Origin of the sequence: Akkermansia sp. 54_46 (assembly GCF_001917295.1) — a bacterium.
Lineage (GTDB): Bacteria > Verrucomicrobiota > Verrucomicrobiia > Verrucomicrobiales > Akkermansiaceae > Akkermansia > Akkermansia muciniphila.
On the sequence record NZ_MNUD01000035.1, the window covers coordinates 187,416 to 200,810 of the forward strand.

Below are 13,395 nucleotides of genomic sequence, written 5' to 3' on the forward strand. Positions count from 1 at the left end.
ATATCCGCTTCCCTTAACTCTCAACAGCCAACTCTTCCATTACTCCCCCCTGAATGCCCAAAACCCCGGCCGCCGAAAAGCAACCGGGGTTTTGAAGCAAATCCAGAAGGAAATAAAGATTAACGGGAGTAGAATTCCACGATGAGCTGCTCGTTGACGATGGGAGCAATCTCTTCCTTGGAAGGCACGCGGGCAATCTTGCCCGTGAGCTTGTCACGGTCGCATTCCAGCCAATCCGGAACCACAGTAGCCTGAGTCAGGTCAAGGGAACGGGTAACCAGCTGCTGGGAGGAAGCCTTGCCGCCAACGGCAATGACATCGCCCGGACGGCAGGAGTAGGACGCAATGTTCGTCTTTTTGCCGTTCACGGTGATGTGGCCGTGGGAAACGAGCTGACGGGCTCCGGCGCGGGTGTTGCTGAAACCGAGGCGGTACACAACATTGTCCAGACGAAGCTCAAGGAGCTGAAGCAGAATATCGCCGGTAATGCCGCGGCGGCGGGCGGCTTCTGCATAATACTTGCGGAACTGGCCTTCAAGCACACCGTACTGGAAACGCAGCTTCTGTTTTTCAGCAAGCATCACGCCATAGTCGGATTTCTTCTTGCGGCCGGCGCGCATGCCATGCTGGCCGGGAGGGAAGGGGCGCTTTTCAAGAGCCTTGGTGGAACCGAAAAGGGCAACGCCAAAACGGCGGGACACTTTATCGCGGGGACCGGTATAACGAGCCATGATATATTAGATCTATAGGTAAAGGATTCTCAATTAGACACGGCGGGCCTTCGGAGGACGGCAGCCGTTGTGGGGAATGGGAGTCACGTCCTTGATGGAGGTGATTTCAATACCGATCGTCTGCACGGCACGTACAGCGGATTCACGACCGGAACCGGGGCCCTTCACACGCACTTCCACTTCACGCAAGCCGTGGCCCATGGCCTGGCGGCAGGCGTCCTGGCACACCACCTGCCCGGCATAAGCCGTGCTCTTGCGGGAACCCTTAAAGCCCATCTTGCCGGCGGAGGACCAGCCGATGACATTGCCGCGCTGGTCGGTCACAGTCACGACGGTGTTGTTGAACGTGGAGGAAACGTGAACCACGCCCGTGGAAACGTTTTTGCTGCCCTTGGCCTTCAGGATTTTGGGCTTGTCGTCATCGCCGCCCAGACCAAGTTCCGCAAAGATGTCCTTGCGGGGTTCGGGCTTCTTGATTTCTTCAGGAGCGGAAACAGCGGCGGCCGGAGTTTCAGCGACGGGAGCGGGAGTTGCCGCTTCCACAGGCTGTTCGGCGGTTTCGTTGGTGATTTCTTCGCTAGCCATAGTAAAGCTATATTAAAATTCAGATTGGCGGATTACTTCTTCTTGGCCTGCGCGCCAACAGTCTTCTTCTTGCCTTTACGGGTGCGGGCATTCGTACGGGTACGCTGGCCGCGTACCGGAAGGCCGCGGCGGTGGCGCTGACCACGATAGCAGTTAATGGAGGTCAGACGCTTGAGAATGGATTGCTTTTCACGACGAAGGTCACCTTCAATCAAAATGCCGTCAGTGGTGATTACTTGAACAATCTTCGTGAGCTGTTCGTCGGTAAGCTGTCCCGTGCGGATGTCGGGATTGATGCCTGCTTGTTCCAGGATTCTCTTAGAAGTCGAGCGACCAATTCCGTAAATATACGGAAGGGAAGCCTCGATGCGCTTCTCGTTGGGTATTTCTGTACCGAAAAGGCGTGCCATAATGGATTGGATTTGCTAGCTGTTATTTTTCTCTGCCTCGCGCAGAGCTATTGCTTGGGGCAAGATGGATACCATAAATTGAGGTTTTGACAAGACCAAAACATCATTTTTTCTATTTTTAATCTCTTGCACCGCTTGAAGATGCATGCCGCCCGTAGCGGCGGAGGATGCGCTCCACAGCCCAGGAAGCGTGTTCCTCCACCAGAGGAGACTCCCCGTAAAGCGCCTTCAGAAAATCAATGTCATCCGGAGTCCCCGCATTCCCCAGCACAACGCAGCCGTTACGCAGCAGCCCTTCCCTCTTGAGCCTTTTCAACGGGGAATTCCGGAACAGGGCCGCAAAACCGCCGGCATCCAGGGAAAGAAGACCGCGCAGGGGAATGGAAGCCAGCAGACGGGACATGCGGAACCGTTCGTCAACATCCGGCAAAGGCTTACCGTTCCAGGGACAGACCGTCACGCAGGTATCGCACCCGTACAGGCGCGTGCCTATCAGGGGACGGATTTCTTCCGGAATAGCCCCCCGGTGTTCAATCGTCCAGTAGGAAAGGCAGCGTCCGGCATCAACCTGACCGTTTCCCATAATTGCGCCCGTCGGACACAGGGCCGCACAACGGCAGCAACTGCCGCATCCGTTTGAAACCGGAGCATCCGGTTCCAGTTCCAGCGTAGTCAGCAGGGTAGCGATAAAAAAGCGGGAGCCCCCTTTCCTGCGCACGATCAGACCGCTTTTCCCGCGCCAGCCCAGGCCGCAGGCCTCCGCATGGTCCCGTTCCATAACGGGGCCGGAGTCCACATACCCCTTCTGCTTCCCGCCGTAAATGGAAAGCAGCTCCTGCAAATCCGCCAGTTTTTCCTCCAGAATTCCGTGGTAATCCTTTCCATGGGCGTAAAGGCAAATGCTTCCCTCCCCCTCCGGACGCCTACCGGGGCTGTCATAATCATAGGACAGGCAGATGACGGAACGGCATCCGAGAAGCACTTCCGCAGGATCCGTGCGCCGCTCCGGGGAACGCGCCATCCACTCCATCCCGGCGTGCCATCCGCGCTCCAGCCATTGAAACAATTTTTCCGCATGCGGGCTTTTTTCCGCACGGGCCACCCGGCAGCCGGAAAAACCAAGCTGCCGGGACACGGCGCACAAGGAATCTTTAATAACAGAGGAATCCGGAGTCAGCACGCCGGAATCATGAACAAGAGCGTGCCTCCCACCAAGAATTTTCTTCTGTCCGGTGGAAATTGGATTGCCTGCACCCCGCCGCCGCTTCATAATGCCGCATATATGAACATCCGGATTCTGAGCGATGGGAAACAGGGCCACCTCAACCAGTCCCTGGGGCTGGCGCAAGCTCTGATCTCCAAAGCGGGGGGAACTGTGGAAACGGTGAACCTGCAGGGGCTTTCCCTTTTGGGGAAAATCCGGAAGGTCGTCTCAGGCAGCGACATTCCACGGCCGGATCTGTTCATTTCCGCCGGACATGCAACGCATATCCCGCTCATCTGCGCGCGGCACCATTTCAAAACCCGGGCCATCCTCTGCATGAAGCCCACGCTTCCCTGCTCCTTTTTCGACCTCTGCCTTATTCCCCGCCATGACCTGGATTCCGGCCGCGATTACACGGATACGAATATCTTCCCTACCCAGGGAGCTCTCCACCCCATGAGACCGGATACTTCCGTACCAAAGGATACCACACTGATTCTCATAGGAGGACCCAGCAAAGATTTTGACTGGGATGACGAAAGCATGCTCAACCAGCTCGCGTCCATCAGCATCCACACCCCCGGAGACCTCGTTCTGACCACCTCGCGCCGGACGCCGGACGGCTTTGCGGAAAAAATCCGGACGGCCGTTCCGGAACTAACCGTTGTTCCCGTGGAGGAAACCCGGCCGGGGTGGGTAGCCCGGCATCTGGCGCACGCCTCCGCCGCCTGGGTCAGCCAGGACAGCGTCTCCATGGTATATGAGGCTCTTGGCTCCGGCGCTCCTGTAGGCATCCTTTCCGTACCGCGCCGACATGGCAGCCGCAAATCCCGCATCCTGTCCGGCCTGGAGACACTGGAAAAGGAAGGCATGGTTACTGGATACAGTGACTGGAAAAAACAGAACTTCCGCCTGACGGCTCCCGGTTCCCCGCTTCTGGAAGCGGACCGTGCAGCAGACTACATCCTCTCCAGATTTTTCCCTCAGCTCCGCGCCTTATGAAAATAGTACATCTCGTCCCCTCCATGGAATCCGGAGGCGTGGAACAAGTCGTTATGGAACTGGGCAGCGGCCTTTCTTCCCGGGGCGTGGAAAATATCGTCGTTTCCGGAGGCGGACGCCTGGTGCCCCGTCTGGAAAAGGAAGGCTCCCGCCACATCCTGATGCCGATAGGCAAAAAAAGCATCTCCACTCTCTTCCGCATCGGGGCCCTCCGCGCCCTGCTTCAGGCCGTCAGACCGGATATCCTGCATCTCCATTCCCGCGTTCCTGCGTGGGCAGGCTACTTGGCATGGAAAAAGCTCCCGCCGGAAGACCGTCCCGGCCTCGTCACCAGCGTTCACGGCTTCTACTCCGTCAATCGGTACTCCGCCATCATGAGCCGGGGAGAGAGGGTGATCGCCGTCTCCAACTGCATCAGGGACTACATCCTTGACCATTATCCGTCCACCCCTCCGGACCATATCAGAATCATACCCAATGCTATTTCCCCGGACCAATATCACCCGGCCTACTCCCCCTCCCGGGAATGGCTCACGGGCTGGTTCATGTCCTATCCTGAACTGAAGGGGAAATTCACCCTGTGCCTGCCGGGCCGCATCACGCGCCTGAAAGGGCATCTGGATCTGATTCCGGTCGTCAGGCAGCTTCTGGAACAGGGAATTCCGGCCCACGCCGTCATTGTAGGAGAAGCAAAGAAGGGAAAAGAAGAATATAAAAACGAGGTCCTGCGGGCAATAGAACGTTCCGGCGTCTCCCAGTCCTTCACCTGGACAGGCCATCGCCAGGATCTAAGGGAAATCCTTTCCACATGTTCCGTCACCCTCTCCCTGACCAAAAGCCCGGAAGCCTTCGGCAAATCAACCCTGGAGGCGCTCGCCCTGGGCAAGCCCGTGGCCGGATACGCTCACGGCGGAGTCAAGGAACAGCTGGACGCCTTCCTTCCTGAAGGGAACGTCGCCGTAGGAAATACCGCCGCCATGGCGGACCTGCTGGCCCGCTGGCATGCCCAGCCCCCCCCCCTGCCCCGGCAAATTCCTTCCCCTTACAATATGCAGGATATGATTCAAGCCCATCTGGACGTTTACCAGGAACTGACCCCTTATTCATGACACCCCGGGAAGCAGCCATAGCCCTGAACCTGATACCGGGCCTGGGCCCTGTCAGAATCATGCGTCTCCTGCAGGTATTCGCCTCTCCGGAACTGATTCTGGAATCCCCTTCCTCCCTGTTGATGGAAATTCCCGGCGTGGGGGCGCAGCTGGCTTGCCGCATTTCCTCTTGGCGGAGTACCGTCAACCCGTACAGGGAACTGGAACTGGCGGATAACGCGGGGGCCGCGGTAACCACGGTTTTTGACGACTCCTACCCATCCTCCCTGCGTGCTCTCCCAGACCCGCCCATTGTCCTCTACTCCTGGGGAAACTGGACCGGAACGGATGCCGAACGCTCCATTGCCGTCGTCGGCTCACGGATGGCCACCCATTACGGCAGGCTTTGCGCCAGAAACATCTCCCATGACCTGGCGGAAGCCGGAGTCACCGTCATTTCCGGACTGGCGCGCGGCGTGGACACGGAAGCCCATACCGGGGCCATGGATGCGGAGGGGCGCACCATCGCCGTTATCGGAGCAGGACTCAACAAACTGTATCCTCGGGAAAACAGAAATTTGGCGCAGCGCATTGCGGACGGGCATGGAGCGGTAGTCTCCGAGTTCCCGATGGACTTGCCCCCTTCCCGCACCACTTTTCCCATGCGCAACCGCATCGTGAGCGGCTGGAGCTGCGCTACGCTGGTGGTGGAGGCGTCCGGACGCAGCGGAGCCTTGATCACGGCCCGAACGGCGGCCGAACAGGGCCGAGACGTTTTTTGCATTCCCGGACCGGTTGACCGGCATTCTTCCGACGGATGCCATGCCCTCATCCGGGACGGAGCCATCCTGGCTACCGGAGCCTCCGATATTCTGCAGGACATGAACTGGGCCGTTCCGGAACAGGGACTGCCTCTCTTCTCGCCATGTCCCCCTTCCGGAGCCTCACCCCCACCGCTTCCCACTTTGGAAGAAAAGGAGATTCTCCACGCCATCAGACTGGGTTTCAATACTATTGACACCCTCTGCACCTCTCTGGGAAAAGCGGCGCATACTATCACCCCGCTTTTGGCCAAAATGCAAATTGCAGGGCAAATTACTCCGGACGCTGGAGGGTATTTCTCCATTAACAGCAGGGAACTTTAGGAAGATTCCGCTTTTCCGCCGGGGAAAACGCCAGGTCCGGGCCTCCTCTCCCTGACCATGGAACCGGAAGGGAGCGCCGTCCATCTCCCGTATAAAAACCTTTCCATCCGGATGCAAAAAAACGTCTTAAAACAGTCACCAAATCCTCTCCTTCAATAATTTTATTCCAAAAATTAAATATATCGTCAGGACATCCCCGGCATTTTAAATGTCTGCGGCAAAATTTACATGCCCGCGAAAAACAAAATATGTTCGGAAAAAATCTCTGCTATATTTACGGGACACAGGCTCGGGCGCATACGGCAACACCTCTTAAAAAGAACTGTTGACGAACATATTTTGAACGCATCTCTCCTGTCTGGAGTCTCATCCTTCACAAGATCTGTCCGACGGATGGAAAAAGCAATTCAAAATCCGTTCAGGGTGGTTTTTGGTTCCATAGGTAGTTAATAGAGAAAAAAGGCCGCGGATTATCCGATCCGCGGCCTTTTTCGTCCGGCTCTCTTTCAAATGCGGAGTTTGGGCTTGATGAACGAAACTTCTTACTGTAGCAACAAGACATGCGTTTATTCGCCCTTCTTGCAGGATTCTCCCTTTGCCTGAGCTCCACAAGCTGCCAATCGTACGGGGATTCAAGTGACTACATCCCCCTCGCAACGCCCGTTCCCCCACAACTCTCCCAGCCGGTTTCCCATGCCCTCCCCCGACCGGCCAATTTCCCCACACGCCCTGTAGCCATCCCCTCAAGCGCCCCGCGCACGCCCCGCTGCGCCAGTGCCTGCGTCATGGACGCCCTTACCGGCAAAGTGCTCTTTTCCCACAACGGCCTCCAGCACCGCCAGGTAGCCAGCACGCAGAAACTCGTGACAGCCATGGTCGTGATGGAACACGGCAGCCTGGACAAAAAAGTGGTCATCCAGCCTTCCGATACCAAGGCGGACCCCACCAAACTGGGATTCCGGGCGGGGGAAGTCTATTCACGCCGCGAACTGCTCAATGCCATGATGATCCGCAGTTTCAACGACGTAGCCCTGGCGCTGGCCCGCGATACGGCGGGTTCCGTTCCCCGTTTCGCCCAGTTGATGAATGCCAAAGCCCGGCAGATGGGCATGTACAACTCACGCTTCGCCAATCCCAACGGCCTCCCGGCAGATCAATATTCCACTGCCATTGACATGGCCCGCTGCGCCTATTACGTGTACCGCAACCCGGAACTGCGCAATATTATCTGCAAACGCCAATATGCCTTTACCCGCGCCAACGGCAGAACGCTTCTGTTGAGAAACACCAACAAGCTGCTCACCCAGAACCCCTGGGTTACCGGGATGAAAACTGGATACACGAACGCCGCCGGACGCTGCCTGGTTTCCTCAGCCGGCGTCAACGGGCGCCATGTCATCGTCGTCGTCCTCGGCTGCCATCCGTCCCGTATCTGGACGGAATCGGAAAACCTGATCAGATGGGCTCTGGGATACGCCGTATAAATGCCCGTCGGCAATTGGTATTTGACTTTCACGGCGTGACCCGCTATCAGTCCTGCCTATGTTACAGGCAGGTATTGTAGGTCTCCCCAACGTCGGCAAATCCACTCTATTCAATGCGGTCACCCGGACGCGCAAGGCCCAGGCGGCCAACTATCCCTTCTGCACCATTGACCCGAACGTGGGTATGGTAACAGTCCCGGATCCCCGCCTGCAGGTTCTTTCCGACATGTCCGGTTCTGAAAAAATCATCCCCACGCTTATTGAATTCGTGGATATTGCCGGCCTGGTCAAGGGCGCCTCGGAAGGCGCCGGCCTGGGCAACCAGTTTCTGGCGAACATTCGTGAAGTGGACGCCATCGTGCAGGTAGTCCGCTGCTTTGACAATGATGATATCATTCATGAACTCGGTTCCGTGAATCCTCTGCGCGACATTGACATCATCAACTCGGAACTCATTCTGGCGGATATCGCCACCATGGAAAAGAGACTCTCTTCCCGCGAACGCAAGGCACGCAGCGGCGACAAGGAAGCCAAGGCCGAAGTGGCCCTCATCACCAAACTCCTGCCCCACCTGAACGAAGGCAATCCCGCCCTCACCCTTGAACCGCAGCTGGACGACGATGAACGCAAGCTGCTCCATTCCTTCCAGCTGCTTTCGGATAAAAAAAGCATTTTCGCCTGCAATGTCAATGAAGACGAACTGGCGGACGCCATCTCCAACCCGGACGCCCATCCCTACGTCTCCCAGGTGAAAAAATACGTAGCGGAACACCACAACGCGGAAGCCATTGTCATCTCTGCCCGGATTGAAGAGGAACTCATCGACGTCTCGGAGGAAGAATCCCGCGAATTTCTGGAATCCCTGGGCGTGCGGGATTCCGGCGTTTCCGACCTCATCCGGGCCGTGTACCACCTTCTGGGCCTGCGCACCTACCTCACCACGGGAATCAAGGAAACGCGGGCCTGGACCATTCCGTCCGGGGCAAAAGCACCTCAGGCGGCCGGCGTTATCCACACGGACTTTGAACGCGGTTTTATCGCCGCAGAGGTAGTGCACTACGACGACCTGGTTTCCTGTGGCGGCAAGGCCGGAGCGAGGGAACACGGCAAGCTGCGCATCGAAGGAAAAGAATATGTCGTCAAAGACGGGGACGTTATCGAATTCCGCTTCAATGTCTAGACGGAAGCGTTACCGGAATTCCATTGACTTTTACTGATATAAGGAGCAGATTGCTCACAACCTTCACATCGCCTCATGACTGATACAGACGTCAAATCCACCCCCCTGGCAGCTAAACACGTTGAACTGGGAGCCAGAATGGTTCCTTTTGCCGGCTGGAATATGCCGGTGCAGTACACCGGCATTCTGGACGAACACAAAGCAGTGCGCGAAACCTGCGGCATCTTTGACATCTCCCACATGGGGCAGTTCACGGTAGCCGGCGATTCTGCCGCGGCCTGGCTGAACTCCATGCTGACCAATGACATCAACAAATTGAATGTAGGGCAGGGGCAATACTCCGTCATGCTCAATGACAGAGCCGGAGTCATTGACGACCTTATCCTGTACCGGATGGAACCGGAAACCTTCTTCGTAGTGGTGAACGCCTCCAAGATTGATGAAGACTTCGCATGGCTTTCCGCCCATCAACCTGCAGGCGTAACCCTGGAAAACCACTCCGACGAATACGTGGGGCTGGCTGTTCAAGGTCCCGAATGCGGAGAAGTATTCTCCCGCGTCATCCCCGGTGTGGAACTTCCCCCCCGCAATGGAATTTCCCGCATCTCGGCGGAAGGGACGGATCTCATTGTCTGCCGCACCGGCTATACCGGGGAAGATGGTTTTGAATTCTTCTGCCCGGCTAAGGAAGGCGTCAAATGGTTTGAAGCCTTTCTTGGAGCAGGAGCCAAACCCTGCGGCCTGGGCGCCCGCGACAGTCTGCGTCTGGAAATGTGCTATCCTCTGAACGGCTCCGACCTCTCTCCGGACAAGACGCCTCTGGAAGCCGGGCTCGGCTTCTTCTGCGCGCTGGATACGGATTTCATCGGTTCCGATATCCTCCGGGAACAAAAAGCCAACGGTCTCAGCCAGCGGCTGGCGGCTATTGAATACACCGGCAAGGGAGCCCCTCCCCGCGCCCATTATGCCGTTCACGTCCCCGGCGGAGAAGCCATCGGAGAACTTACCAGCGGCGTGCTCTCTCCTTCGCTGATGAAGGGTATTGCCCTGGCCTACCTGCCTGCCGCCCATGCCAAGGTCGGCACGGAGCTGGAAATTGACGTAAGGGGAAGGAAATTTCCGGCCGTGGTCGTAAAAAAACCCTTTTATAAAAAAGGCTGACACGACGGCGCAAAAATAAACTGACAAACACCTCATTTTACTACACTCTCACTTCAAACAATTACATCTTATGCACGACGTACCAGAAAATCTGCTGTATTCCAAGGATCACGAATGGATTGAAATTGACGGGGACATCGGCACCATCGGCATTTCAGACCATGCCCAGGCCGAACTCTCCGATGTCGTCTTTGTAGACCTTCCCGAAGTAGGCGCCACCGTCGCGGCCGGCGACCCCGTCGCCGTCGTGGAATCTGTCAAAGCCGCCAGCGACGTGTACACCCCCGTTTCAGGAGAAATCCTGGAAGTGAATGAAGAGCTTTCCAATGACCCCTCCCTCATTAACTCCGACCCCTACGGCGCAGGCTGGCTGTACAAAATCCGCCTGGACGTTCCCACGGAAACGGAAGATATGATGAACGCCACGGATTACGAGGAATACTGCTCCTGAACCATTCTTTCCTCCCCCGCCCCGGTGATTCCATCCCGGGGCATTTTGTTTGGCCCGTCCCGCGGCCGGACGCTATTACCAGCCAGAGATACCACATGAATACCCACTCAGATTTTGCCAGCCGGCACATCGGCCCCCAGGGGGAAGAACGCCGGGAAATGCTTGACAGCCTCGGCTACCGGACGCTTGACGAACTCATTGCGGACATCGTCCCCGCAGATATCCGCATGAAGGCCCCGCTGGACCTGCCCGCAGCCAAATCGGAAACGGAAGCCCTGGAGGAACTCCGTTCCATTCTGCGGAAAAACAAGCTCCTGAAAACCTTCATTGGCCAGGGCTATTACGGCACCATCACTCCCTCCGTCATCCTCCGCAATGTACTGGAGAACCCCGGCTGGTACACGGCCTACACCCCTTATCAACCGGAAATCGCCCAGGGACGGCTGGAAATGCTCATGAATTTCCAGACCATGGTCTCTTCCCTGACAGGGCTGCCGGTAGCGAACGCCTCCCTGCTGGATGAAGGCACCGCAGCAGCAGAAGCCGTCACCATGTGCCGGAACGCGCGCCCCAAAGCAAACACCTTCTTTGTGGCGGACACCTGCCATCCCCAGACCATCAGCGTCATCCGTACCCGCGCCGCCTTCCAGGGCGTTAACATCATCGTGGGAGATTGCTCATCCTTTGACCCCGCATCCATCGGTGCGGATCTGGCCGGAGTGCTTGTCCAATATCCGGACACGCTCGGCCGCATCTGCGACTACACGGACTTCTTTTCCCGCGTGCATGCCACGGGCGCGCTCTGCGTCGTGGCGGCGGATCTCATGGCCCTTACCGTCATCCGGGAACCCGGCGCCTTCGGAGCCGATATCTGCATCGGCAACACGCAGCGCTTCGGCATCCCAATGGGCTTCGGCGGCCCCCATGCCGCCTACATGTCCTGCACGGACGCTCTCAAACGCCGCATGCCCGGCCGCCTTATCGGCATGTCCATAGATACCCTGGGCCGCCCGGCCTACCGCCTGGCCCTGCAAACGAGGGAACAGCATATTCGCCGCGACAAGGCGACCTCCAACATCTGCACCGCCCAGGTGCTCCTGGCCGTGCTTGCCGCCTTTTACGCCGTATACCACGGACAGGAAGGCCTCAAACGCATCGGCACGGAAATCCACTTGAAAACCAAAAGCCTGTACAAGGCGCTCACGGAAGCCGGCATCGCCATTAAAAACAAAAACTTCTTTGACACCCTGCTGCTGTCCGTTCCCGGACAAGCGGACGCCATGGTGCAAAAAGCCCTGGAAGCCGGGTACAACATCCGCAGGGTGGATGCCGACCACGCAGCCATCTCTCTGGATGAAACCGCAACCTGTGCGGATATAGCGGCACTGGCCTCCGCCCTTGCAGGTGCGGAAACATCCGCTGCCTGCGATTGCGACGCTCCTGCCTGGGATCCCGTCCACACGCGCCAGACGCCTTTCTGCACGGAAAAGGCTTTCAACTCCTACCATTCCGAAACGGAAATGATGCGCTACATCCGCCGCCTGGAATCCCGGGACCTGGCTCTAAATGAAGCCATGATCCCTCTGGGCTCCTGCACGATGAAGCTGAACGCCGCCTCTGAAATGATTCCCATCACGTGGCCGGAAGCCAACTCCCTGCATCCCTTTGTTCCGGCGGACCAGTCGGAAGGCATCCGGGAAATGCTCTCCGTCCTGTCCGACCGTCTGGCGAAAATCACCGGCTTTGCCGCCGTATCCCTCCAGCCCAACGCCGGCGCCGCAGGGGAATATGCCGGGCTACTGGCCATCCGCCGCTACCAGAAGCACGCCGGAGAAGGCCACCGCAATGTCTGCCTCATTCCCACCTCCGCCCACGGAACAAATCCCGCATCCTCCGCCATGGCCGGCCTCAAGGTGGTGCCCGTCAAATGCGACGAAAGAGGCAACATCGACATGGCAGACCTGAAATCCCAGGCGGAAGCCCATAAGGACAATCTCTCCTGCATCATGGTCACGTACCCCTCCACGCACGGGGTATATGAACAGACAATCAAGGAACTCTGCGACATCGTCCATGCCAATGGCGGCCAGGTGTACATGGACGGCGCCAACATGAATGCCCAGGTAGGTCTGACTTGCCCCGGCTGCATTGGCGCGGACGTCTGCCACCTGAACCTGCATAAAACCTTTGCCATGCCGCACGGCGGCGGCGGTCCCGGCATCGGGCCCATCGGCGTAGCGGAACACCTCGTACCCTTCCTGCCCGGGCACCTCACGCTGGGCCATGAAGAAGGGGCCGTAGCGTCTGCGGCGTGGGGAAGCGCCTCCATCGCCGCCATCTGCTGGATGTACCTCTCCATGATGGGGCCGGACGGCCTCAGGGAAGCCACGGAAATGGCCATCCTTAACGCCAACTACATTGCCAAGAAACTCGGACATCTCTTCCCGGTTCTCTACTCCGGCAACAAGGGGCTGGTGGCGCATGAATGCATTCTGGATCCGCGCCAGCTCACTCATGACGCCGGCCTCACGGTGGATGACATTGCCAAAAGGCTCATGGACTACGGCTTCCACGGCCCCACCATGTCCTTCCCCGTTCCGGGCACCCTGATGGTGGAGCCGACGGAATCGGAACCCAAAAAAGAACTGGACCGCTTCATTGAAGCCATGGAACGCATTCATGCGGAAATCACGGCCATTATCAACGGTACGGCAGACAAGGAAGACAACGTCCTGAAAAACTCGCCCCATACCGCAGAAATGGTCTCCGCCGACGAATGGCGGCACCCCTACTCCCGCAGTGAAGCGGCTTATCCGGTCTCCGGTCTCCTTATTCACAAATTCTGGCCGTATGTAGGCCGGGTGGATAATGTGTACGGAGACCGCAATCTGGTCTGCACCTGCGACACGGTGGAGGAATTCTCCAAGGCCGTAGAGTTATAAAAATCTCATCCT

General features: G+C 57.7%; 12 protein-coding genes. 8 read left to right on the forward strand and 4 right to left on the reverse strand.

Features of this window, described 5'->3' with window-relative positions; genetic code table 11:
- Positions 1-119: 119 nt before the first annotated feature.
- The 4 genes from rpsD to queG form a co-directional block, all read right to left on the reverse strand.
- A complete protein-coding gene (gene rpsD, locus BHW66_RS10150; protein ID WP_022198459.1) occupies positions 120-731 on the reverse strand; it encodes a 30S ribosomal protein S4 in 612 nt (203 codons plus the stop codon).
- 33 nt (positions 732-764) lie between these two features.
- Positions 765-1,316, reverse strand: coding sequence for a 30S ribosomal protein S11 (gene rpsK / locus BHW66_RS10155; RefSeq protein WP_022198460.1), 552 nt, complete (start codon positions 1,314-1,316; stop codon positions 765-767).
- A 32-nt stretch (positions 1,317-1,348) separates the two neighbouring features.
- On the reverse strand, positions 1,349-1,726 hold the full coding sequence (rpsM, locus tag BHW66_RS10160; RefSeq protein WP_012419492.1) for a 30S ribosomal protein S13: 378 nt from the start codon (positions 1,724-1,726) through the stop codon (positions 1,349-1,351).
- 118 nt (positions 1,727-1,844) lie between these two features.
- Complete coding sequence (gene queG / locus BHW66_RS10165; RefSeq protein ID WP_180975846.1) at positions 1,845-2,906, reverse strand: tRNA epoxyqueuosine(34) reductase QueG; 1,062 nt, start codon at positions 2,904-2,906, stop codon at positions 1,845-1,847.
- Between the two features lie 102 nt (positions 2,907-3,008).
- Between queG and BHW66_RS10170 the strand changes: the two genes are divergently transcribed.
- From BHW66_RS10170 to gcvP, 8 genes are all read left to right on the forward strand, one after another.
- Positions 3,009-3,932, forward strand: a complete 924-nt coding sequence (locus tag BHW66_RS10170) for an ELM1/GtrOC1 family putative glycosyltransferase (protein WP_046438032.1) — start codon at positions 3,009-3,011, stop codon at positions 3,930-3,932.
- Positions 3,929-5,041, forward strand: coding sequence for a glycosyltransferase family 4 protein (locus BHW66_RS10175; RefSeq protein ID WP_046437970.1), 1,113 nt, complete (start codon positions 3,929-3,931; stop codon positions 5,039-5,041). The genes BHW66_RS10170 and BHW66_RS10175 overlap by 4 nt, the downstream gene beginning before the upstream one ends.
- Positions 5,038-6,165, forward strand: coding sequence for a DNA-processing protein DprA (gene dprA / locus BHW66_RS10180; protein WP_046437971.1), 1,128 nt, complete (start codon positions 5,038-5,040; stop codon positions 6,163-6,165). Before BHW66_RS10175 ends, dprA begins: the two co-directional genes overlap by 4 nt.
- A gap of 560 nt (positions 6,166-6,725) precedes the next feature.
- A complete protein-coding gene (locus BHW66_RS10185; protein WP_094139293.1) occupies positions 6,726-7,649 on the forward strand; it encodes a D-alanyl-D-alanine carboxypeptidase family protein in 924 nt (307 codons plus the stop codon).
- Between the two features lie 58 nt (positions 7,650-7,707).
- Positions 7,708-8,829: a redox-regulated ATPase YchF gene (ychF, locus tag BHW66_RS10190; RefSeq protein ID WP_046437973.1), complete on the forward strand. Its 1,122-nt coding sequence runs from the start codon at positions 7,708-7,710 to the stop codon at positions 8,827-8,829.
- Between the two features lie 75 nt (positions 8,830-8,904).
- Entirely contained in the window at positions 8,905-9,990 is a 1,086-nt protein-coding gene (gene gcvT, locus BHW66_RS10195) for a glycine cleavage system aminomethyltransferase GcvT (protein WP_046437975.1), read from the forward strand.
- 70 nt (positions 9,991-10,060) lie between these two features.
- Positions 10,061-10,441 carry a glycine cleavage system protein GcvH gene (gene gcvH / locus BHW66_RS10200; RefSeq protein ID WP_012419500.1) on the forward strand — a complete coding sequence of 127 codons (381 nt, stop codon included), beginning with the start codon at positions 10,061-10,063 and terminating at the stop codon, positions 10,439-10,441.
- 95 nt (positions 10,442-10,536) lie between these two features.
- Positions 10,537-13,383, forward strand: a complete 2,847-nt coding sequence (gene gcvP / locus BHW66_RS10205) for an aminomethyl-transferring glycine dehydrogenase (protein ID WP_046437977.1) — start codon at positions 10,537-10,539, stop codon at positions 13,381-13,383.
- Positions 13,384-13,395: the final 12 nt, after the last annotated feature.